The sequence below is a fragment of the Nocardia sp. JCM 38205 genome (assembly GCF_058222935.1).
Genome location: NZ_JBYHFL010000001.1, coordinates 873435 through 895500 on the forward strand (window position 1 = coordinate 873435; position 22066 = coordinate 895500).

The window sequence follows — 22066 nt, forward strand, 5'->3', positions numbered from 1 at the left end:
AATAGGTGGTGTCTCCTATGTCAGTGCTGCTCTATCGGCTGGGAATCGGAAGTTTCCGGCGCCGCGGCCTGGTCGTGGTGGTGTGGCTCGCGGTGATCGCCGGGGCGATCGGGGCAGCGGCCACGTTGTCCGGGCCGACCTCGGACACGTTCACGGTGCCCGGCACCGAATCGCAGCGGGCCATCGATGTGATGGCGCAGCGCTTCCCCGCCGCCGCCGCGAACGGCGCGACGGCGCGGGTCGTGCTGGTGGCCCCTGAGGGCACGCGCCTCGAGGACGCCGGGCAGACGATCGACCAGGTCCGGGACCGTCTGGCCGTCGGGCCGAATGTCGCGCGGGTCGGCGAACTCGGCCCCGACGCCATCGCCGCTGATGGGCGAACTGGTCTGATCGAGGTGTCGTATCGGGTGAGCCGGGAGGAACTGACCGAGGCCGATCGCGACGCCGTCGCCGAGGCGCTCACTACCGCCCGCGAGGCCGGTATGACCGCCGAGGCCGGCGCCGACGCTGCCGCCGCCCCCGACGAGGGCGCGGGCGAAACCATCGGCGTGCTGGTGGCGGCGGTGGTGCTGCTGATCACCCTCGGCTCACTGCTCGCGGCCGGGTTGCCGCTGCTGGTGGCGGCCGCCGGGCTCACGGTCGGGCTGGCCGCGATCACCGCGGCCAGCGGCTTCGCCGACCTGAACACCGATACCTCGGCGCTGGCGCTGATGCTGGGCATCGCGGTCGCCATCGACTACTCGCTGTTCATCATCCTGCGCTACCGCCAGCTCGCGGCGGCCGGCTACGCCCTGCCCGAAGCGGCAGGTCAAGCCGTCGGACGGGCCGGTTCGGCGGTGCTGTTCGCCGGACTCACGGTCGTCATCGCTCTGGCCGGATTGACCGTGGTGGGGATCCCCGCCCTCACTCAGGTGGGTCTGGCGGCGGCGTTCACCGTCGCCATGGCGGTGATCGCGGCGCTGACGCTGCTGCCCGCGCTGCTGGGCTGGGGCGGTGAACGGCTGGTGCGGGTGCGCGGCCCGCGCCGCGGCACCGGGCCCGCGCGGATGACGATGGGCAGGCGATGGGCCGCCACCGTGGTCGCGCACCGGCTGCCGGTATTGCTCGGTGCCACAGCGATTCTGCTGCTCGCCGCGGTGCCCGCGCTGGATCTGCGGCTCGGCTTCCCCGATGACGGCACCGCGCCGGCCGACACCACCCAGCGCAAGGCCTACGACCTGATCGCGGACGGGTTCGGTGCCGGCGCCAACGGCCCGCTCACCGTGGTGGTGGACGCGGGCGCCGACGCTGCCGCTCCCGCCGCGGCCGCCAGGGTGCGCACGATCATCAGTGGTATCGACGGCGTGGCAGCCGTCGCGCCGCCGGTCTTCGACGCCACCGGCGCCACCGCGCTGCTGGCAGTGGTACCCGGACACGGCCCGGCCGATCCCGCCACCACGCGGGCACTCGAGGCCATCCGTGACGAGGCGGGCAGCGCCGCGCTGCCGGGTGATGCGCGGGTGATGATCACCGGCCAGACCGCTCTCGATATCGACTCGTCGGCGAAATTACGGGCCGCGCTGCTGCCCTATCTCGCCCTGGTCGGCGGCCTGGCCTTCGTGCTGTTGATCCTGGTCTTCCGTTCCGTGCTGGTGCCACTGGTCGCGGCCGCCGGTTTCCTGCTCAGCGTGGCGGCCACTTTCGGCGTGGTGGTCGCGGTGTTCCAGTGGGGCTGGTTCAACGATCAGCTGGGTGTGCAGTCCTCCGGCATCATCGTCAACCTGTTGCCGGTGATGCTGGTGGGCATGGTGTTCGGGCTGGCGATGGATTACCAGGTGTTCCTGGTAACGCGTATGCGGGAAGAACATCTGCGCGGGCAGAGCACCGATGCCGCGATCGTCGACGGCTTCGCCGCGGGCGCGCGGGTGGTCACGGCCGCGGCGATCATCATGATCAGCGTGTTCGCCGGATTCTTGTTCTCGGCCACCCCGATGGTGCAGTCGTTCGGTTTCGCCCTCGCGGCCGCGGTGCTCTTCGATGCCTTCCTGGTGCGGATGACGGCGGTGCCCGCCATGATGTCGCTGCTCGGCCGGCACGGCTGGTGGCTGCCGCGCTGGCTGGATCGGCTGCTGCCCGAGATCGACGTCGAGGGTCGCAACCTCGACGATCTCGACGGTGCCGCTCCCCGTGCCGTGACGCCGGCCGCGCGCGGCGCACGAACCGTGGGCGCGGCCGCTGTTGCAGAATCGAGTCAGCCGCCGTCGCGGGATTGAGCACAGGGAGTGGGGTACACGGTGAGGTCGTCGGTCGGAGATCAGCAATCCGCAGCTGCCGGAAAGCCATCCTCGCGGCCGGCGGCCGACCGGTCGGCCGCGTCTCCGGGCGCGGCGAAGCCCACCAAGGGGCTGCGCGAGCTCAAGAAGGCCAGGACCGCTGCTGCCATCCAGCGCCATGCCATGACCCTGTTCGAGGCCAATGGTTATGACGCCACGCCGGTGGAAGCGGTCGCGGCGGCGGCCGAGGTCGCCCCGAGCACCGTGTACCGCTACTTCCCCACCAAAGAAGATCTCGTGATCTCCGACGAATACGACAACGTCATGTTCACCAAGCTGGCCGAACAGCCCGCCGAGGCGAGCGTGGTGGAATCGCTGCGCGGCGCCTTTCACGAGGTCACCGCGGAGATGTCGGAGGCCGATATCGAGCTCGGCCGGCGCCGGACCCGGCTGATGCTGCACGAGCCGGGCCTGCGCGGGGCCACCCTGACCAATCTGCTCGCCATGGAACGCGCGATCGCCGACTTGGTCGCCCAGCGCACCGGACGCGACGGCGACGATCCGGAGATCGCCTGGTTCACCGGCGCCGTCATCGGAATCGCGCTCGGGTTCATGCGTCGCTGGGCCGATAACCCCGACCTCGACGTGGTATCGGTGTTCGACGACGCGCTCGACCGCCTCGCCACCGGGCTCACCTTCTGACACCTGCGAATCGGACGGTATTCACAGCCGTCGCGGTTATCCCCAACCGGCGCCAGGCAGCTCCCGCGACGCTGACCCACCTGTCACTGTCGACAGATGGGAACCTTCGCGCTCATCGCGCTCGCCGCCTGGTGTATGGCGTTGAGTGTCAGCGATATTCGGCACCGGCGGCTGCCCGATCTGCTCACCGGACCCGGCGCTGCCGTCGTGCTCGGGTACGCGGCAGGCACCGGCCGACTCGCCGCGGCCCTCGTCGGGGCGGTGCTGCTCTCCGTGCCGTATCTCGTGGTGCATCTGGTGACACCGGCGGCGTTCGGGGCGGGCGATGTCAAGCTCGCGGTCGGGCTCGGGGCGGCCGCCGGAATGTGCGGCGGCCAGGCATGGGTGGCTGCCGCCGTCGGCGCACCGGTGCTGACCGCCGTCGCGGGGGCCGCAGTGCTCGTAGTGCCGCGAGGCGGACGGAGCCGGTGCAGCGCGGCCACCGATCCGCCGCACCGCCCACGAACCATGCGCCGCCCCCGCGCGCCGGCGACGCCGTCGACCACAGGTCCGGTCACCCTGCCGCACGGCCCGTCGATGTGCGTGGCGACGCTGCTCGCGGTGGGCTTCGGGTGATCGCGCGGCAACCATTCGGCGCAGGCGGGAAGGGTGCCGCTGATCACGGTGGACCGGTTTCCCGGCCGAGAGCGTCCACATGGGAAGATGGACGGCGTGCTGCGCTGGATAACTGCTGGAGAATCCCATGGTCCCGCTCTCGTCGCCATCCTCGAGGGGATGGTGGCCGGTGTCGAGGTGACGTCGGACGAGATCTCCGCACAGTTGGCGCGCCGTCGGCTCGGGTACGGGCGCGGCGCCCGGATGAAGTTCGAAGCCGACAAGGTGACCATCGTCGGCGGTGTCCGGCATGGACGCACCATGGGTGGCCCGGTCGCCATCGAGGTGGCCAACTCCGAATGGCCGAAATGGACCACGGTCATGTCCGCCGACCCGGTGGATCCGGCCGAGCTGGCCGACCTGGCACGCAATGCCCCGCTGACCCGTCCCCGCCCCGGCCACGCCGACTACTCGGGCATGCTCAAGTACGGCTTCGACGATGCGCGCCCGGTGCTCGAACGGGCCAGCGCCCGCGAGACAGCGGCCCGCGTCGCGGCGGGCACGGTGGCGCGCGCGTTCCTGCGCCAGGCCTTCGGGGTGGAGGTCGTCTCGCATGTGATCTCGATCGGCACCGCCGCCAACACCACCGGTCATGTCCCGTCCGCCTCCGACCTGGAGGCGATCGACGCCAGCCCGGTGCGCGCCTTCGACGCCGAGGCCGAAGCGGCGATGATCGCCGAGATCGAGGCCGCCAAGAAGGACGGCGACACCCTCGGCGGCGTGGTCGAGGTCGTGGTGGAGGGACTTCCGGTCGGGCTCGGCTCGTTCACCAGCGGCGAGAACCGTCTCGACGCGCGGCTGGCCGCCGCGCTCATGGGCATTCAGGCGATCAAGGGTGTCGAGGTGGGCGACGGTTTCGAGACCGCGCGCCGGCGCGGCAGCCAGGCCCACGACGAGATGAAGCCCGGCCCCGACGGCGTGCTGCGCTCGACCAACCGGGCCGGTGGCCTGGAAGGCGGCATGACCAACGGCGAGGCCCTGCGGGTGCGTGCGGCGATGAAGCCGATCTCCACGGTGCCGCGTGCGCTGTCGACGGTCGATATGAGCAGCGGCGAGGAAGCCGTCGCGATCCACCAGCGCTCGGATGTGTGCGCGGTGCCCGCGGCCGGTGTGGTGGCCGAATCGATGGTGGCGCTGGTGCTCGCGCAAGCGGCGCTGGAGAAGTTCGGCGGCGATTCGCTCGCCGAGACCTCCGACAACGTCACCAGCTACGTCAAGCGCATCAGCACCCGTCCGCATGTGGCGCCGACCGACGCGGACAGTCGGGCACGATGACTTCCCAGGCCGACCCGCGCGCTCCGCGCGTGGTGCTGGTCGGACCGCCGGGGGCCGGTAAATCGACGATCGGCCGCAAGCTCGCCCGCGAACTCGGCGTGCAGCTCTACGACACCGATGCCGGGATCGAACAGGAAACCGGGCGCACCATCGCCGATATCTTCGCCACCGACGGCGAAGCGGAGTTCCGCAAGATCGAAGAGCAGGTGGTGCGCCGCGCCATCCTCGACGAGCCGGGCGTGGTCTCCCTCGGCGGCGGTGCGGTGCTCTCGGAGAACACCAGGGCGCTGCTGCGCGAACACACCGTGGTGTACCTGGAAATCAGTGTGGCCGAAGGCCTTCGCCGCACCGGCACCAGTAATGCCCGCCCGCTGCTCAACGGCGCCGATCCCGGCGCCAAATATCGCGAGCTGATGCGGCGTCGGCGACCGCTGTACCGGGAGGTCGCGACGGTGCGGGTGCGCACCGACGGGCGCAGCCCGGGCCGGGTGGTGAAGATGATCCTCGGCAAGCTGTCGCTGGAATCGGTGCGACCGGCCGCGGGCGAGGGCGCCGAACAGCAGAACCGCACGCCACGCGCCACCAACCCGCAGGGCAGCAGTAGGTCGAGGGCCCGCCGCAGGTCGAGGGCACGGGCAGCGGCCCGCAAGGCGGCGCAGGCCGCCGCGAACAGCCAGACCGCCGACCAGACCGCCACCGGACAGCCCGGTGCCGCGGGCCCGAACGCCCCGGCGGCGAGCACCTCGACCAACGGACGGTCCCGCCGCGCCAGGGCCCGCCGGGCGCGCGCTCGCGCACGTACCCAACAAGAACGCACAGAATCGGAGCAGAGCACGTGACAGAGCCGAGTCGTCTCGAGGTCCGCACCGCCGACCCGTACCCGGTGATCATCGGCCGTGGCTTGCTCGGCGAGCTCGTCGAGTCGGTCACCGGCAGCGGTTCCGGCGTGCGTACGGTCGCGATCTTCCATCAGCCGCCGCTGGCCGAAACGGCCGAAGTGGTGCGTAAAGCGCTGGCCGACACCGGGATCGACGCCCACCGCATCGAGATCCCGGACGCCGAAGCCGGTAAGGATCTGGCCGTGGCCGGTTTCTGCTGGGAGGTGCTCGGCCGCATCGGGCTGACCCGCAACGACGTCATCGTCAGCCTCGGCGGCGGCGCGGCCACCGATCTCGCCGGATTCGTCGCCGCCACCTGGATGCGCGGGGTGAAGATCGTGCACGTGCCCACCACCCTGCTGGCCATGGTGGACGCGGCTGTCGGCGGTAAGACCGGCATCAACACCGAGGCCGGTAAGAACCTGGTGGGCTGCTTCCATGAACCCGCCGCGGTGCTGGTCGATCTCGCGACGCTGGAAACGGTGCCGCACAACGAGATCGTCGCGGGCATGGCCGAGATCATCAAGGCCGGTTTCATCGCCGACCCGGTGATCCTTGATCTGATCGAGGCCGACCCGAAGGCCGCACTCGACCCCACCGGCGACGTGCTGCCGGAACTGATCCGCCGCGCCATCGCGGTCAAGGCGGAGGTGGTTGCAGCCGATCTCAAGGAGGCCGCGCTGCGCGAGATCCTCAACTACGGCCATACTCTCGGCCACGCCATCGAGCGCCGGGAACGCTACCGCTGGCGTCATGGCGCCGCGGTCGCGGTGGGCCTGGTGTTCGCCGCCGAGCTCGGCCGGCTGGCCGGGCGCCTCGACGACGCCACCGCCGATCGGCACCGCACCGTGCTGGAGAGCGTCGGCCTGCCCACCACCTACGATGCCGATGCACTGCCACAGCTGCTGGAGTCGATGCAGACCGACAAGAAGACCCGTTCGGGTGTCCTGCGTTTCGTGGTGCTGGACGGCCTGGCCAAGCCCGGCCGGTTGGAAGGACCGGATCCGACGCTGCTGGCCGCCGCGTATTCGGCGATCGCCCGCGATCCCGAACCCGGTGCGGGTAGCGCGGTCCTGCTCTAGGACGTCGCGATCCCCCGGCACCACCGGGGGATCATCGGATCAGGATGCGGCCGCTACCGGCTGGTGGGTTCCGGCCGCGGCGGAACCGTCCTTGCCGCCGAGCCTGCGCCCGAGCGCGATGCCGGCCAGCGCCGGGATGAAGATCAGCAGCACGATGAACGAGGCGCCCGCGGTCATTTCGAACAGCAAGCCGTTGTCGCCGAGCGCGAATCCAGGCAGCAGGTCCAGAATCCAGGACACCGCACCGCTGGCGAGGCCGCCGGCCACCGCGGCCTTCAACCACGGGATGGTCAGATCGGCGCCGTGATCGGCATCCGGATGCGCGGCCCGGTCGCGGCGGCCGTCGAGAAAGCCCCATCCGACACCCGCGGCGATGATCACCACCAGGCACAGCAACCGCATCCACGCGCCCTGCGTCGGCCAGTTCACCATGCCGAACCCCAGCAGGACCCGCAAGCCGACGACCAGCGCACCGAGCACTGTGGCCCGCAACACCCAAGCTGTCATGCCGACCACCATAACCCCAGCCCCCTTCGCACAAAACTAGAACCCGTTACAGAGTTGGCCGTGTCGGCGCCGGAGTCGATAACCGCCAGTTCACTGCGGCGTTTCCCAACCATGGTGAAGCGGTCGCGGCACTGGTAGAGACTTCCTGGTCGGTTCTCGACTGTGGAGGCGAAGGCGCGGATGGTTCTCGATCTCGGACTGCAGCCGGCATATCGGCACGATGTCTACCCGGACGAGAACGGTAGATTCGGCGCGTTCGGCGGGCGCTACGTTCCCGAGGGCCTCATGCCCGCGCTGCTCGAACTCGAGCAGGCCTATCGGCTGGCCCGCGCCGATCCGGCCTTCGGCGAACGACTCGCCACCCTGCTGCGCGACCGCGTGGGACGGCCAACCCGGTTGCATGCGGTACCCCGTTTCGCCGCGTCGCTGGGTGTGCCCGGCCTGAAGGTCTACCTCAAACGCGAGGATATGGCGCACACCGGCTCGCACAAGATCAACAACGCGCTCGGGCAGGCGCTGTTGGCGCAGCGCCTGGGCAAGACGCGGATCGTGGCGGAGACGGGTGCGGGCCAGCACGGCGGCGCGGTCGCCGCCGTGTGCGCGATGCTCGGCCTGGAATGCGTGATCTACATGGGCGGCGAGGACGTCCGTCGCCAGCCCGCCACAGTGGCTCGGATGCGGATGCTCGGTGCCGAAGTGCGGCCGGTCGAGAGCGGGAATCGGCGGGTCAAGGAGGCGATCAGCGCCTCGGTCCGCGACTGGGTCGCGAACCTGGCCGATACTCACCTGTTGCTCGGCACGGTGGTGGGGCCCGCACCGTATCCACAGATGGTGCGGGACTTTCAGACAGTGATCGGCCGCGAAGCCCGCGCCGATATCCTGCGGACCGAGGGCCGGTTGCCCGACCTGGTGCTGGCCTGCGTCGGCGGCGGTAGCAACGCCCTCGGGCTCTTTCATCCGTTCGCCGCCGACCCCGAGGTGGAGTTGGTCGCGGTCGAGGCCGCGGGCCGTGGTGCGGCCGACGGCGACCACGCCGCCACCCTCACGGCGGGAAGCCCCGGTGAGGTGGATGGCACGTTCAGCTACCTGCTGCAGGATGCCGACGGCCAGATCGCCGCCACCCACAGCATCGCCGCCGGTCTGGATTACCCGGGCGTCGGCCCGGAACTCGGCTATCTGCGCGACAGCGGCCGGATGAGCGCACGGACCGCCACCGATGCCGTCGCGTTGCGTGGCCTGCGAGACCTCAGCCGCACCGAGGGTGTGCTCGCTGGCCTCGAATCCGCGCATGCGGTCGGGCATCTGATGGAGCGGGCGGAGGGCGGCGAGCTGGCACGCAACACACTGGTGGTGCTGTGCCTGTCCGGCAGCGGAGACAAAGATCTCGCCATCGCCTCGGAACGGCTCGCTCCGGGCTCCTGAGTGGCGTCAGCGCAGGGTGTCGAGTGCCGCGGCCATCGCTGCGCGCGGCGCCGGGCGTCCGGTGAACTGCTCGACCTGCCCGTACGCCTGGTTGATCAGCATGTCGAGGCCGCTGACCACGGTCCGCCCGGCACGGACGACGGCCTCGGCCAGCGGGGTCGGCCACGGGTTGTAGATCGCGTCGAGCACCACCGGCACAGCGGCGACCGCATCGGCCACCACAGCCGCGGCGGCGGGCGGGACGGTGCTCACCGCAGCGCCGGAGCGGGCAGCGGCCGCGCCCACCGCTGCCGGGTCGAATCCGATCACGGCGGTGGTGAGCCCGAGCCGGTGTGCGAGATCGACGGCGCTCGCGGCCCGTCCGGCATCGCGGGCCACGATCGTCACCGCGGTGGCACCGAGTTCGGCCAGCGCCAGCAGCGCCGGGCGGGCGGTACCGCCCGCGCCGAGCACCACGGCCTCCACCAGGGTGTCGACCCCGCCGCCGCGTAGCGCGCCGAGCACACCATCGACGTCGGTGCAGTCCGCACGCCAGCCGCCGGGGATGCGCAGCAGGGTATTGGCCGAGCCGACCAGCTCCGCGCGTTCGGTGCGTTCGGTGGCGTAGGCCAGCGCGGCTTCCTTGCCCGGCATGGTCACCGACAGGCCGACCCATTCGGGGCCGAGCCCGTCCACCAGCCCCGGCAACTGTTCGGCGGTGCATTCGATGCGCTCATAGGTCCACGGCAGGCCGAGCGCGCGGTAGGCCGCCAGATGCAGTTGCGGCGAACGCGAATGCGCGATGGGGCTGCCGAGTACCGCCGCCTTGCGAACCTCGGCGCCGGAGATCTCAGCGGCCACTGTCGAGGATCCCGCTTTCCATGGCGCGGTCGATATTGCGCAGATGCTCGGTGTAGCTCTGGGTGAACAACGTCGTGCCCTGCTTATCGATGGTGACGAAGTACAGCCACGGTCCCGGTTCGGGTTGCTCCACCGCACGCAGCGCCGCCGCCGACGGTGCCGCGATGGGCGTGGCGGGCAGACCGGCCATGGCATAGGTGTTCCATGGCGTGCGCCGGGCCCGGTCGGCGTCGGTGGTGGCGACCTCGGTGGTGTCGAGGGCGTAGTTGACCGTCGAATCGAATTGCAGCGGCTGATCGACCTTCAACCGGTTCACGATCACCCGTGCGACCTTGCCCATGTCCTGCGGCAGCGCTTCACGTTCGACCAGGGAGGCGGCGATCAACGATTCGTAGGGCGTCAGTCCGGTCTCCCCGCCCGATTGCAACAGGCCGGTGGATTCGTAGAGCGCGGCACTGGCGCTGACCAATTCCTTCAAGATCTGCTCCGGTGTACCGCTCGGATCGAAATCCCAGCTGCCCGCGGCGATCAGCCCCTCCAGCTGACGCGCCCGGTCCGGCACCTGACGCACCGAGTCCATCGCCCATTCCGGCACCCCGAGCGCGGCCAGATCCATGCCGGCGCCCGCGGCTTCCAGCTCCTGATAGGTGACGCAGTCCGCGGCGGGTCCGGTGCCGATGCAGCTGGCCGCGGCGATCTTGGTGTAGATGCCTTCCTTGCGCGAGCCGGTGTTCACATCGTGCTGGTCGTGCAGCTGCCTGCCCTCGGAGATGACCAGATTGCCCACCCGCGACTCCGGTTTCACCAGCGCGGCGACCGCATCCGCGGCCGGACTGTGGCTCGGAATCGCGTAGTACCCGGGCTGCACCGAGTTCATATTCGAATTGCGCACGGCGGCTTCGTAGAAGGCGGCGCTACTGGCGACGACGCCCTTGTCGGCCATCGTGTCGGCGATCTCGGTCGCGGTCTCGCCCGGATGCACCCGCACCACCACCGGCGGTCCGGCCGGGCCGGCGAAATCCTCGGCGGGCGCGTACCCGTCCATCAGCTTCATGCCCGCGAATCCGGCGGCGCCCACGAACAGTACGGCGAAGACCGCCGCGACGGCCAGCATCGTGCGCCTGCGCCGTTTGCGCTCGGCCGCCTTACGGGAGGCCACCCTCGACTTCTTCTTGGCCCGCGAACCCGGGCGCTGCCGTGTGCCGCGCCGCGCTTCGGCCGCTTCCGCCCGAGGTCGCGACCGCGTCGCGCTCTTGGTGCGGGTGGCCGGGCGCCGCACCGGTTCCGGTTCGGGCTCCGGCTCGGGTTCGATCAGGTCATCGTCGTCGGTGTACCGGGGGATGACGGTGGTGTCGTCGTCGTCGAGATAGTTCCACTCGTCCTCGGCGTCCCCGGCCACGTCCGCTCGCGCGCGACTGTCTCGCCCCCACGCCTCGTCGTCACGGCGGTAGCGCCGGTCGGCTTCCCGCTGACGGTAGCGTTCTTCGGCCCGCGCCCACCGATCCGTCATGCATCGTCTCCGGACGACGCGCGGCGTACCGCTTCTTCGACCGACTTCAACACCGAACTCCGTTCGTCCAACCATCCCTGCAGGATCGACACGGCAGCCGCTTGATCGATCACCTGCCGCTGGCCGCGTGCGCGAACTCCGCTGTCCCGCAATGCACGTGCAGCTGACACCGTAGTCAAACGTTCGTCGGAAAGCCGTACCGGCACCGGGGCGACCACCGACCGCAAACGATCGGCGAATGCGATTGCCAGCGTAGCGGCAGTGCCCTTTTCCCCGCGTAAGGTGCGCGGCAAGCCGACGATAATTTCGACGGCCTCGTATTCCCGCACAATATCGGCAATTCGGGCGATGTCGGGTCCGGGACCCGCCGCACGCGGGTTCGGTTTGGCGCGCGGCACGGTTTCCACCGGGGTGGCGAGGATGCCGTCGGGGTCGCTGGAGGCGACCCCGATGCGCACACTGCCGACGTCGATGGCGATACGCCTGCCCCGTCCCGGGTCGGTGGCCGGATCCGGCCGATCGCCCCGGTGTTCGGTGCGTCCGGGTTCACCCATCAGCCGGCGAGTTCGGCCACCCGAGCACGGACCGCGGCCAGTCCGGCCGCGATACCCGACGGATCCGAGCCCGCACCCTGGGCCATTTCCGGCTTACCGCCGCCCCGGCCGGAGATGGCCGGGCCGAAGCTTGCCACCAGATCACCGGCCTTGACGCCGAGTTCCTGCGCCGGCTTGTTCACCGCGACGACGAACGGCACCTTGCCGTCGGTGTTGCCGAGCAGCACCACGATGGCCGGGTTGCTGCCGAGCCGTCCGCGAACGTCGGTGGCCAGCGTGCGCAGATCGCCCGCGGCGACACCCTCGGGCGCGGCGGCGGCGACCAGCAGCAGATCACCCAGACGTTCGGCGCCGTCGGCCAGCGTGCCCGCGGACGCGAGCACCGCGGCGATCTTGGTGCGCTCGAGTTCCTTCTCGGCCACCTTCAGCCGCTCCACCAGCTGCTCGACGCGGGCCGGGACCTCGTCGGAGGGCACCTTGAGCGCGGAGGCGACACCGGCCAGCAGCGCGCGCTCCTTGGCCAGGTACTTGTAGGAATCCAGGCCGACGAAGGCCTCCACGCGGCGCACACCGGAACCGACCGAGGACTCACCGAGCAGGGTGATCGGGCCGATCTGCGAGGAATGCTGCACATGCGTGCCGCCACACAGCTCCATCGAGAACGGGCCGCCGATCTCCACCACACGCACCTGGTCGCCGTAGTTCTCGCCGAAGAGCGCGAGCGCGCCCATCTGCTTGGCCTTGGGCAGATCGGTGATGAAGGTGTTGACCGGGTAGTCGGCGCCGACACCGTCGTTGGAGACGGCCTCGATATCGGCCTTCTGCTGTTCGGAGAGCTGACCCTGCCAGTTGAAGTCGAAGCGCAGGTAGCCCGGCTTGTTCAGCGAACCGGCCTGCACCGCGTTGGGGCCGAGCACCTGCCGCAGCGCGGCATGCACCATATGCGTGCCGGAATGGCCCTGGGTCGCGCCGCGCCGCCACGCCGGATCGGCCTGGGCGAGCACCACGTCGCCCTCGGTGATCTGGCCCTGCTCCACGGTGCACTTGTGCACCCACACCTTCTTGGCGATCTTCTGCACGTCGTTGACCCGCAGCTTCAGCCCCGAGGCGGTGATGGTGCCGCGGTCGGCGATCTGACCGCCGGACTCGGCGTAGAGCGGGCTGCGGTCCAGGATCACCTCGACGTCGTGGCCCGCGGTGGCCGTGGGCACCCGGACGCCGTCGGCGATCAGCGCCAGGACGTGCGCCTCGGAGGTCAGCTCGTCGAAACCGGTGAATTCGGTGGCACCGCGGTCGACGAGCTCCTTGTACACCGAGAGGTCGGCGTGCGCGTGTTTGCGGGCCTGAGCGTCTTCCTTGGCGCGACGGCGCTGCTCGGCCATCAGCGACCGGAAGCCCTCCTCGTCGACCGAGAGCCCGGCCTCGGCGGCCATCTCCAAGGTGAGGTCGATGGGGAAGCCGTAGGTGTCGTGCAGGGTGAACGCGTCCGAACCCGCGATCGTCTTACCACCGGCGGCCTTGACCTGCTCGGCGGTGTCGTCGAACAGCTTGGAGCCGGTGTTGAGCGTCTTGAGGAACGCCGTCTCCTCGCCCACCGCGACGGTCTCGATGCGGCTGTAATCGGTGGCCAGTTCCGGGTACGACGGCGACATCAGCTCGCTGACGACCTTCATGAACTCACCCATCACCGGCTTCTCGGCGCCGAGCAGCCGCGCCGAACGCACGATGCGGCGCAGCAGGCGGCGCAGCACATAGCCGCGGCCGTCGTTGCCCGGGTTGACGCCGTCGGCGATCAGCATGGCCGCGGTGCGGGCATGGTCGGCGATCACCCGGAAGCGGACGTCGTCGGCGTGTTCGACGCCGTATGAGCGGCCGGTGAGCGCCTCGGCCTTGTCGATGATCGGGCGCAGCAGATCGGTCTCGTAGACGTTGTCGACGCCCTGCAGCAGCAGCGCGATGCGCTCGATACCCATGCCGGTATCGATGTTCTTCTTCGGCAGCACCCCGACCGGCGGATGACCGAGCTTGGGGCTCAGATCACCGCGGATGTCCTGCATGAACACCAGGTTCCAGATCTCGAGGTAGCGGTCCTCGTCGGCGACCGGGCCACCGTCCTTGCCGTACTCGGGGCCACGGTCGTAGTAGATCTCCGAGCAGGGGCCACCCGGACCGGGCACGCCCATGTCCCAGTAGTTGTCCTTGCCGTCACGGAACTGGATGCGTTCTTCGGGGATTCCGGCGACCCGGCGCCAGATCTCGGCGGCCTCCGGATCGGATTCGTAGGCGGTGACCCAGATGCGTTCGGGGTCGAACCCGTAGCCGCCGTCCTCCTGCGACTTGGTGATCAGCTCCCAGGCGAAGGCGATCGCGCCCTCCTTGAAGTAATCACCGAAGGAGAAGTTGCCGGCCATCTGGAAGAAGGTGTTGTGCCGGGTGGTGATGCCCACTTCTTCGATATCCCCGGTCCGCACGCATTTCTGCACGCTCGTCGCCCGCGGGAAGGGCGGGGTTTCCTGGCCGAGGAAGTACGGCTTGAACTGGACCATGCCCGCGTTGACGAACAGCAGGTTCGGGTCGTCGAGGATCAACGAGGCGCTGGGCACCTCGGTATGCCCGGCGCGCACGAAATGGTCCAGGAATCGCCGTCGGATCTCGTGGGTCTGCACAGATATCCAGCCTACCGGTGCGGCGCACCCGGTTTTTCATCGAGTCGGCCGAGCAGCTCACACCCGCTGCCCGCCGGCTCACTCGCCGCGAACGATGCGGCGCAACTTCTCCACGCGGGGTCCGACCGCGCGCTCGTGACCATGGTCGGTCGGGTGGTAGTAGTCGACGCCGACGAGTTGGTCGGGCGGATACTGCTGGGCCAGCACCCCGCCGGGATCATCGTGCGGGTAGCGGTAGCCCTGCGCGTTGCCGAGCTGCTGCGCGCCCGCGTAATGACCGTCCCGCAGATGCGGCGGGACCGCACCGGCCTTGCCGGCCGAGACATCGGCCATCGCGGCCCCGATGGCCGCCACCACGGCGCCGGATTTGGGCGCGGTCGCCAGATGGATGGTGGCCTGGGCCAGGGCGAGCCGGCATTCGGGCAATCCCACCAGCTGCACGACCTGCGCCGCCGCCGTGGCGGTCTGCAACGCCGTCGGATCGGCCATGCCGATGTCCTCGCTGGCGTGGATCATCAGCCTGCGCGCGATGAACCGCGGGTCCTCCCCCGCGCTCAGCATCCTGGCCAGGTAGTGCAACGCGGCGTCGACATCGGATCCGCGGATGGACTTGATGAACGCACTGATCACGTCGTAGTGCTGATCGCCTGCCCGGTCGTAGCGCACCGCGGCCTTGTCGACGCTGGCCTCGACCAGATCGACGTCGACGGTGCCGTCGAGCGAGGACTCCGCCGACGCCTCCAGCGCGGTGAGCGCCCGGCGGGCATCGCCACCGGCGATGCGCACGATGTGGTCGAGGGCGGCCTCGGTGACGGTGTACTGCCCGTCCAGGCCGCGCGCGTCGTCGATGGCGCGCCGCAGCACCGCGCGGATGTCGTCGTCGGTGAGCGAGCGCAGTTGCAGCACCAGCGATCGCGACAGCAGTGGCGAGACCACCGAGAACGAGGGGTTCTCCGTGGTCGCGCCGACCAGCAGCACGATCCGGTTCTCCACCGCGGCCAGCAGCGCGTCCTGCTGGGTTTTGGAGAACCGGTGCACCTCGTCGATGAACAGCACCGTCTGCTCGCCCGCGGTCAGCCGCCTGCGGGCCAGGTCGATGACCGCGCGTACCTCTTTGACGCCCGCCGACAGCGCCGACAGCGCCTCGAATCGCCGGCCGGTGGCCTGGGAGATCAGCGAGGCCAACGTCGTTTTGCCGGTGCCGGGCGGGCCGTACAGCAGCACCGACGCCGCGCCGGAGCCCTCGATCAGCCTGCGCAGCGGTGACCCGGGGCCGAGCAGGTGCTGCTGGCCGAGGACCTCCTCCAGCGTGGCCGGGCGCATCCGCACGGCCAGTGGCGCCGCCGCGCCGGGGCCGCGGAAGGTGATATCGGTGTCGGACGTGCCGGGCGCCGCCGCGCCGGGCACGTCGAACAGCCCGTCGCTCATGACACTTGCCTGCCGGTGCTCGGCCGCGTCATGAACGCCCGCGCGACCGCGTTCATAGTTCGCTCGCTCATCGTCGATGACGCTACCGGCCGGGTCCGACACACCGGGAGCGCGGATCGAACCGCCGCGCCGCGGTTCGATTTGCCAGTCCCCCGTCGATGGGTTGTGATCAATGATCGTGGCTGAAAACGTGCTCGTTTCAGATACTGCGGTGGTGCGGCGACGCACGGTCTTGGCCGGCGGCGCGGTCGCCGCGGCCGGGGCAGGCCTCGCGCTCGCCGCTCCTGCCCGGGCGAATGCGCCGGTCTTCCGCCATGGTGTCGCCTCCGGTGACCCACTGCCCGACGCGGTGATCATCTGGACCCGGGTCACCGTCGCCGAGGACGCCACCCCCGGCTCGGGTACGGGCGCCGCCGCGGCCGTGCGCTGGGAAGTGGCCGCCGACGAGAACTTCGCCTCGATCACCGCCGCCGGATCGGTCACCGCGACCGTCGACACCGACCACACCGTGACGGTCGATGTCACCGGGCTGGCGCCGGGCTGCGTGTACTTCTACCGCTTCACCGCCCTCGGCCAGCGCTCGCCCGTGGGGCGCACCCGGACCGCGCCCGCCCTCGGCGCCACCCCCGACCGGCTGCGGTTCGGGGTGGTGTCGTGTGCGAACTGGGAGGCCGGGTTCTTCGCCGCCTACCGTCATCTGGCCGACCGCACCGACCTCGACGCCATCGTGCACCTGGGCGACTACCTGTACGAATACGGACGCGGCGAGTACGGCGGCCGGACCGGATCGGTGCGCCCGCACGATCCGGTGCACGAGATCGTCTCCCTGGCCGATTACCGCATCCGCCACGCCCAGTACAAAACCGATCCCGATCTGCAACGCCTGCACGCGCTGCTGCCGTTCATCTGCACCTGGGACGACCACGAATCCGCCGACAACTCGTGGTCCGGCGGTTCGGGCAAACACGATCCGGTGTCGCAGGGTTCCTGGGCCGACCGGAAGGCAGCTTCGGCGCGGGCCTATCTGGAGTGGATGCCGGTCCGGGCGTCGCGTTCGGGTTCGGGTGTGCAGATCTATCGGCGGTTGCGTTTCGGCACGCTGGCGGAGCTGTCGATGCTGGATTTGCGCAGCTACCGCGATCAGGAAGTGAAGCCGGGCGCGGGCTGGCGCGAGGTGGACAATCCGCAGCGCACCCTCACCGGGCGCGCGCAGATGGACTGGCTCACCGCCGGGCTGGCGTCGTCGACGGCGCGGTGGAAGCTGGTGGGCAATTCGGTGATGATCGCGCCGCTGGTGTTTCCGCCGCTGGATCCGGCGACGACCGCGGCCTTCACCCAAGCGTTGGGCGTCCCGCAGTCGGGCCTGCCCGTCAATGCCGACCAGTGGGACGGCTACACCGCCGACCGCGCCCGCCTGTACCGGGCGATCACCGAGCACGGGGTGTCGGACGTGGTGTTCCTGACCGGCGACATCCACTCCTCATGGGCGGCGGATCTGCCGGTGAACGCCGCCGACCCGGCCGGCCGCGTCGTCGGGGCGGAGTTCGTGGTGCCGTCGGTGACCTCGTCCAGCCTGGGTGAGGTGTTGCAGGCGCCGCCGCGGACGGCCGCGGTGCCGGTGGAGGAGGCGGTCAAGGGCGTCAACCGGCATCTGCGCTACGTCGAGTTGGATTCGCACGGCTTCGGTGTGCTGGAGGTGACGGCCGCGCAGACCCAGATGGATTGGTTCTACGTCCTCGATGTCGCCGACCCGCAGTCGGGCGTCCGCCACGGCGCGTCGTTCGCCGTACCGGCGGGCGGCCGGGTGGAGCCGAGGGCCACTCCCGCGAGCTGACCGGTCTGCTCTGCGCGCACCGCGTCGACTCCCTGAGGGTGGGGTCGGTGAGGTAGGTACCGGCAGCCGTGGCTCGGTTGGACAGGGTCGCCGTGGCCCGGTCGTCGGCCGCCCCGGCGTTGCGGCGGCGGGCCCGTTGCGCATGCCGGCTGACCGGCCCGACTCCGCGGCGGCTCGGAGCCCGGCGCGGGGTACGGCGGTGAGCACCCGCGATTCCGGGCGCCCCGATCTTCCTTGGCCGTTATTCGGCCCAGCGCTCCACGAGCACCGCTGTCATCGCCTCGGCGAAATCGCCGATGACGTCGTCGCCGGTGACGCGAGCGTCCTCGGCGAGGGCCGCCCAACGGTTGATCAGCGCCTCCGAACGCGGCACCGACAGCCCGTGTTCGCGGGCGGCGGCGATCCGGCCGTGATCGGCGGGCAGGAACCAGTAGGTGGACAGCCACACCCAGATCAGGCGCGCTTCCAGGATCTTCTCGGCGAGCAGGCCGTCGTCGGCGAGGGCGGGCCAGACGCCGACGACCTCGGCGCGCCAGGCCTCGACCATATGGGCGGCGCGCTCGCGCGAGAGTTCCACATCGCACAGGCAGCCGGGGAACGAGACCAGCGCATAGGCGATGTCGAGGGTCGCGTCGCGGAAACCGCCCCACTCGTAGTCGAGGATGCGGGCGCCCTCGTCGTTGAGGATGACATTGTCCGGGCACAGATCCGACGGGCTGAAGGCGCGGAACCGGCCGCCGGAGAACAGCCGGGCCCCGTGCGTGATCTTGGTGGCCAGCTCGTCGGGGACCTCCATGCCGAGTTCACGCAGCAGCAGGGCGGGAACCTCGGCGACGGCGGCCTCGGCCTGCTGGGCGATGCCGTCGATGCGGTGGGCCACATCAACCCGGCGCAGCAGCGCCACGAAATCGGCCTCGCGGCCGACGGTCGCCGCATGCATCCGGCCCAGCGCCTGCGCGAAGGCCATCATGGCGTTCTGGGTGGCCGGTTCGGCGCCCGAGCGCAGCACGGTGGTGAGTGAGGTGTTCTCTCCCAGGTCGCTGAGCACGAGCAGCCGATCGGGCAGGCTGTGCGCGATGAGGTAGGCGCCGGGACGCTGTTCACGGCTGAGCGCGGTGGTGAACTGGTAGGACACCGCCTCACGCAGGAACGCGGAGTCGATGCTGGCGACGCCGGGGGTGATGCCCGCGTTGCGCGGCATCGGCGCGGCGCCGCGCACCTGCTTGAGGATCAGGGTGCGCGGTAGCGAGAAAGCGTTCTCGGCAACCCGCACGCGTAGGACCGTCGTCCTACCACTACCGCTGAGTTCGATCGGATCGCTCAGCTTCACCGGAGCACCCATGCGCTTTGTGAGCAACTGTTGTGCTGCGGACACGACTTCGGTGGCGCGTTCGGCCAATAGTGCGGTCATCACAGATCAAAGTACTCGCATCGGGTCACTTCTAGCGAGCGGTTGGGCAACCTTTCCGTGTCGCTCGGCGTGTCCGCGCGCCGCTCTGGTAGAGCGCGCCGATCACTTGAGACGATGTCAGCCGTGCTGTTTCCTGGTCGTCAACTACCGTGCGCCACACCGCAAACCAGCTGACCCGAAAGGTCGACCACCGTGACCGACACACCATCCGCCACGCCGCAACCGTCCGGCGACAAGCCCGCGCCGGGCGGCGGCACCGGGCAGGTCCCCGGCGGCGACCCGTCCGCGTCCTCCCCCTCGGGCCACGGCCGTCACGAAATGCCGGGCGCCGCAGGATACCCGCAGTTCCAGGGCCCGGGCGCGGCCAATTACGGCAACGAACCGGTCGAACCTGCGCCGCCGCTGGATCAGTCGCAGGCGCAGCCGACCTACGGCCCACCGGGGACCGGCCCCGACCCACAGGCGCCCACCTACGGCTATCTGAATCAGACCGGCACCGGCGTGCCCGCCCCGCTCGACGTGGGCCACGCACTCAGTTACGGCTGGGAGAAATTCCGGCGAAATCCTGGCCCCTGGCTGGCAGTGAGCGCGCTGGGCCTGGTGATCTATCTGCTGTTCGTGGCGGTCGTGCAGGTTCTCGCGCCGCGATCGGCGCTGACGGTGCTGTTCATCTTCCTCGCGGTCATGGTGGGGCTGTGGCTGCTGCAAGCGGCGATGGTGCGCGGCGCGCTCTATGAAACCAACGGCTATCCAGCGACTTTCGGCTCCTACTTCCACCTCGGCGCCGCGGGCAATGTGTTGCTCACCGCGGGGCTGGCCTTCCTGGCCACCACGCTCGCCTCGGCGTTGTGCCTGCTGCCGGGTATCGCTGTCGGGATGGGATGCATGTTCTCGCTGCATTTCGTCATCGATCAGAATCAGGGTCCGATCGAGGCCATCACCTCGAGCGTCAAGCTCGTGATCACCAATATCTGGCCGGTGATCCTGCTGACGCTCACGGTGCTGGTCGTCGCGTTGCTCGGCCTGCTGGCCTGCGGTTTCGGTCTGCTGGTCGCCGGCCCGGTGGCGACCATCGCGGTCACCTACGCCTACCGCACGATGACCGGAGGGCTCGTCTCGGCCATCTGAGCAGCCCAGGAGACGACGATGGCCGGCCCCGTGGGGCCGGCCATCGTGGACGTAAGTCGCTACTGCTCGGCGGTTTCGGGCGCGGTGGGGGCGCCGTCGGCCGAAACCTCGGTCACGCCCTTGATTTCCGGCTTGGCGTCCAGGCCGGCTTCCTTACGCTGCTGCGCGGTGATGGGCGCGGGCGCATCGGTCAGCGGGTCGACGCCGCCACCGGTCTTCGGGAACGCGATGACCTCACGAATGGAGTCCATGCCGGCAAGCAGCGCGGTGATCCGGTCCCAGCCGAAGGCGATGCCGCCGTGCGGCGGTGCGCCGAAAGCGAAGGCGTCCAACAGGAATCCGAACTTCTCCTGCGCCTCGTCATGGCTGATGCCCATGACCTCGAACACCCGTTCCTGCACATCGCGACGATGGATACGGATGCTGCCGCCGCCGATCTCGTTGCCGTTGCAGACGATGTCGTAGGCGTAGGCCAGCGCGGAGCCCGGATCGGTGTCGAAGGTGTCCATCGACTCCGGCTTCGGCGAGGTGAACGCGTGATGCACCGCGGTCCAGGCCGAATAGCCCAGCGCGACATCGCCGCTCGCGGTCGCCTCGGCGGCGGGCTCGAACAGCGGTGCGTCCACGATCCACACGAACGCCCACGCGTCCTCGTCGATCAGGCCGACCTTGCGCGCGATCTCACCGCGCGCGGCGCCGAGCAGCGCGCGCTGGGCCTTGGGCGCGCCCGCGGCGAAGAACACACAGTCACCCGGCTTGGCGCCGACGTGGTCGGCGAGAGTGGCGCGTTCGGTCTCGCTGAGGTTCTTGGCGACGGGGCCGCCCAGCACGCCGTCCTCGTCGATCAGCACGTAGGCCAGGCCCTTGGCCCCGCGCTGCTTGGCCCATTCCTGCCAGGCATCGAGCTGGCGGCGCGGCTGGCTCGCTCCACCCGGCATCACCACCGCGCCCACGTACGGAGCCTGGAACACCCGGAACGGGGTGTCCTTGAAGAACTCCGTGCATTCGGTGATCTCCACCCCGAAGCGCAGGTCCGGCTTGTCGGTGCCGAAGCGACGCATGGCCTCGTGGTAGGTCATGTGCGGAATCGGGGTGGGGATCTCGTAGCCGATGAGTTCCCACAGCGCCACCAGGATCTCCTCGGCCAGCAGGATCACGTCCTCCTGGCGGACGAAGCTCATCTCGATGTCGAGCTGGGTGAACTCCGGCTGACGGTCGGCGCGGAAATCCTCGTCGCGGTAGCAGCGCGCGATCTGGTAATAGCGCTCGATACCGCCGACCATCAGCAGCTGCTTGAACAGCTGCGGGCTCTGCGGCAGGGCGTAGAAGTTGCCCGGCTGCAGGCGCGCGGGCACCAGGAAGTCGCGGGCGCCCTCGGGGGTCGAGCGGGTCAGCGTCGGCGTCTCCACCTCGACGAATTCGTGGCGCGCCAGCACCCGGCGGGCGGCGGCGTTGACCTTGGACCGCAGCCGGATGGCGTGGGCCGGGCCCTCTCGGCGCAGGTCCAGGTACCGATGGGTCAGCCTGGCCTCTTCACCGGGCTGCTCGTCGAGCTGGAACGGCAGCGGCGCGCTCTCGTTGAGCACCTCGAGCTCGCTGACGTTGACCTCGATCGCGCCGGTGGGCAGGTCGGGGTTCTCGTTGCCCTGGGGACGCTGTTCGACCACGCCGACGACCTTGACGCAGTACTCCGCCCGCAGCCGGTGCGCCTGTTCGGCCGCCTCACCCTCACGGAACACCACCTGCGCCACTCCGGAGGCGTCGCGCAGATCGATGAAGATCACGCCACCGTGGTCACGCCGCCGGGCCACCCAGCCGCTCAGGGTGACGGTCTGACCGGCGTGCTCGCTTCGCAGCGAACCAGCCAAGTGGGTGCGCAGCACGATGTTCCTTTCGACGAATGTGACACCGGAACGCCCTCCC

At 70.0% G+C, this 22066-nt stretch carries 17 protein-coding genes; 9 read left to right on the forward strand and 8 right to left on the reverse strand.

The features are described 5' to 3' along the window. The first annotated feature begins 17 nt into the window (after positions 1 to 17). From AC4HOU_RS04030 to aroB, 6 genes are all read left to right on the forward strand, one after another. Positions 18 to 2252: an MMPL family transporter gene (locus tag AC4HOU_RS04030; protein WP_195019626.1), complete on the forward strand. Its 2235-nt coding sequence runs from the start codon at positions 18 to 20 to the stop codon at positions 2250 to 2252. A 21-nt stretch (positions 2253 to 2273) separates the two neighbouring features. Next, positions 2274 to 2954: an acyl-CoA-like ligand-binding transcription factor gene (locus tag AC4HOU_RS04035; RefSeq protein WP_195007047.1), complete on the forward strand. Its 681-nt coding sequence runs from the start codon at positions 2274 to 2276 to the stop codon at positions 2952 to 2954. A 96-nt stretch (positions 2955 to 3050) separates the two neighbouring features. After that, a complete protein-coding gene (locus tag AC4HOU_RS04040; protein WP_194992883.1) occupies positions 3051 to 3569 on the forward strand; it encodes a prepilin peptidase in 519 nt (172 codons plus the stop codon). 96 nt (positions 3570 to 3665) lie between these two features. Then, positions 3666 to 4883 carry a chorismate synthase gene (gene aroC, locus AC4HOU_RS04045; protein WP_324197402.1) on the forward strand — a complete coding sequence of 406 codons (1218 nt, stop codon included), beginning with the start codon at positions 3666 to 3668 and terminating at the stop codon, positions 4881 to 4883. Beyond that, on the forward strand, positions 4880 to 5722 hold the full coding sequence (locus tag AC4HOU_RS04050; RefSeq protein ID WP_163814612.1) for a shikimate kinase: 843 nt from the start codon (positions 4880 to 4882) through the stop codon (positions 5720 to 5722). Before aroC ends, AC4HOU_RS04050 begins: the two co-directional genes overlap by 4 nt. Next, positions 5719 to 6843: a 3-dehydroquinate synthase gene (aroB, locus tag AC4HOU_RS04055; protein WP_195019627.1), complete on the forward strand. Its 1125-nt coding sequence runs from the start codon at positions 5719 to 5721 to the stop codon at positions 6841 to 6843. Before AC4HOU_RS04050 ends, aroB begins: the two co-directional genes overlap by 4 nt. Positions 6844 to 6882: 39 nt before the next feature. On the opposite strand, the gene AC4HOU_RS04060 is transcribed toward aroB, so the two are convergent. Next, positions 6883 to 7350: a B-4DMT family transporter gene (locus AC4HOU_RS04060; protein ID WP_228807128.1), complete on the reverse strand. Its 468-nt coding sequence runs from the start codon at positions 7348 to 7350 to the stop codon at positions 6883 to 6885. A 180-nt stretch (positions 7351 to 7530) separates the two neighbouring features. Between AC4HOU_RS04060 and trpB the strand changes: the two genes are divergently transcribed. Further along, complete coding sequence (trpB, locus tag AC4HOU_RS04065; RefSeq protein WP_195007045.1) at positions 7531 to 8772, forward strand: tryptophan synthase subunit beta; 1242 nt, start codon at positions 7531 to 7533, stop codon at positions 8770 to 8772. A 6-nt stretch (positions 8773 to 8778) separates the two neighbouring features. Here trpB and AC4HOU_RS04070 read toward each other — a convergent pair whose 3' ends face one another. The 5 genes from AC4HOU_RS04070 to AC4HOU_RS04090 form a co-directional block, all read right to left on the reverse strand. After that, entirely contained in the window at positions 8779 to 9612 is an 834-nt protein-coding gene (locus AC4HOU_RS04070; RefSeq protein ID WP_195019628.1) for a shikimate dehydrogenase, read from the reverse strand. Then, a complete protein-coding gene (locus AC4HOU_RS04075) occupies positions 9602 to 11122 on the reverse strand; it encodes an endolytic transglycosylase MltG (RefSeq protein ID WP_194989966.1) in 1521 nt (506 codons plus the stop codon). The genes AC4HOU_RS04070 and AC4HOU_RS04075 overlap by 11 nt, the downstream gene beginning before the upstream one ends. After that, entirely contained in the window at positions 11119 to 11676 is a 558-nt protein-coding gene (ruvX, locus tag AC4HOU_RS04080) for a Holliday junction resolvase RuvX (RefSeq protein WP_194989967.1), read from the reverse strand. Before ruvX ends, AC4HOU_RS04075 begins: the two co-directional genes overlap by 4 nt. Beyond that, on the reverse strand, positions 11676 to 14342 hold the full coding sequence (gene alaS, locus AC4HOU_RS04085) for an alanine--tRNA ligase (RefSeq protein WP_194989968.1): 2667 nt from the start codon (positions 14340 to 14342) through the stop codon (positions 11676 to 11678). Before alaS ends, ruvX begins: the two co-directional genes overlap by 1 nt. 78 nt (positions 14343 to 14420) lie before the next feature. After that, positions 14421 to 15770, reverse strand: coding sequence for a replication-associated recombination protein A (locus AC4HOU_RS04090; RefSeq protein WP_195019629.1), 1350 nt, complete (start codon positions 15768 to 15770; stop codon positions 14421 to 14423). 172 nt (positions 15771 to 15942) lie between these two features. Here AC4HOU_RS04090 and AC4HOU_RS04095 point away from each other — a divergent pair, with 172 nt between their 5' ends. Next, on the forward strand, positions 15943 to 17604 hold the full coding sequence (locus AC4HOU_RS04095; protein ID WP_195019630.1) for an alkaline phosphatase D family protein: 1662 nt from the start codon (positions 15943 to 15945) through the stop codon (positions 17602 to 17604). Between the two features lie 241 nt (positions 17605 to 17845). On the opposite strand, the gene AC4HOU_RS04100 is transcribed toward AC4HOU_RS04095, so the two are convergent. After that, positions 17846 to 19015, reverse strand: coding sequence for a phosphotransferase family protein (locus tag AC4HOU_RS04100; protein ID WP_194989971.1), 1170 nt, complete (start codon positions 19013 to 19015; stop codon positions 17846 to 17848). Between the two features lie 192 nt (positions 19016 to 19207). Here AC4HOU_RS04100 and AC4HOU_RS04105 point away from each other — a divergent pair, with 192 nt between their 5' ends. Then, complete coding sequence (locus AC4HOU_RS04105) at positions 19208 to 20143, forward strand: DUF2189 domain-containing protein (RefSeq protein ID WP_195019631.1); 936 nt, start codon at positions 19208 to 19210, stop codon at positions 20141 to 20143. 59 nt (positions 20144 to 20202) lie between these two features. On the opposite strand, the gene aspS is transcribed toward AC4HOU_RS04105, so the two are convergent. Further along, a complete protein-coding gene (gene aspS, locus AC4HOU_RS04110) occupies positions 20203 to 22026 on the reverse strand; it encodes an aspartate--tRNA ligase (protein WP_194989972.1) in 1824 nt (607 codons plus the stop codon). Between the last annotated feature and the right edge of the window lie 40 nt (positions 22027 to 22066).

Bases quoted from the DNA above. Each gene is read 5' to 3' on its own strand.
- ruvX (WP_194989967.1), bottom strand. From the start codon at position 11,676: ATGGGTGAACCCGGACGCACCGAACACCGGGGCGATCGGCCGGATCCG.
- trpB (WP_195007045.1), top strand. From the start codon at position 7,531: ATGGTTCTCGATCTCGGACTGCAGCCGGCATATCGGCACGATGTCTAC.
- AC4HOU_RS04090 (WP_195019629.1), bottom strand. From the start codon at position 15,770: ATGAGCGACGGGCTGTTCGACGTGCCCGGCGCGGCGGCGCCCGGCACG.
- AC4HOU_RS04040 (WP_194992883.1), top strand. From the start codon at position 3,051: ATGGGAACCTTCGCGCTCATCGCGCTCGCCGCCTGGTGTATGGCGTTG.
- AC4HOU_RS04100 (WP_194989971.1), bottom strand. From the start codon at position 19,015: ATGACCGCACTATTGGCCGAACGCGCCACCGAAGTCGTGTCCGCAGCA.
- AC4HOU_RS04050 (WP_163814612.1), top strand. From the start codon at position 4,880: ATGACTTCCCAGGCCGACCCGCGCGCTCCGCGCGTGGTGCTGGTCGGA.
- AC4HOU_RS04060 (WP_228807128.1), bottom strand. From the start codon at position 7,350: ATGACAGCTTGGGTGTTGCGGGCCACAGTGCTCGGTGCGCTGGTCGTC.
- AC4HOU_RS04075 (WP_194989966.1), bottom strand. From the start codon at position 11,122: ATGACGGATCGGTGGGCGCGGGCCGAAGAACGCTACCGTCAGCGGGAA.
- AC4HOU_RS04030 (WP_195019626.1), top strand. From the start codon at position 18: ATGTCAGTGCTGCTCTATCGGCTGGGAATCGGAAGTTTCCGGCGCCGC.
- AC4HOU_RS04095 (WP_195019630.1), top strand. From the start codon at position 15,943: ATGATCGTGGCTGAAAACGTGCTCGTTTCAGATACTGCGGTGGTGCGG.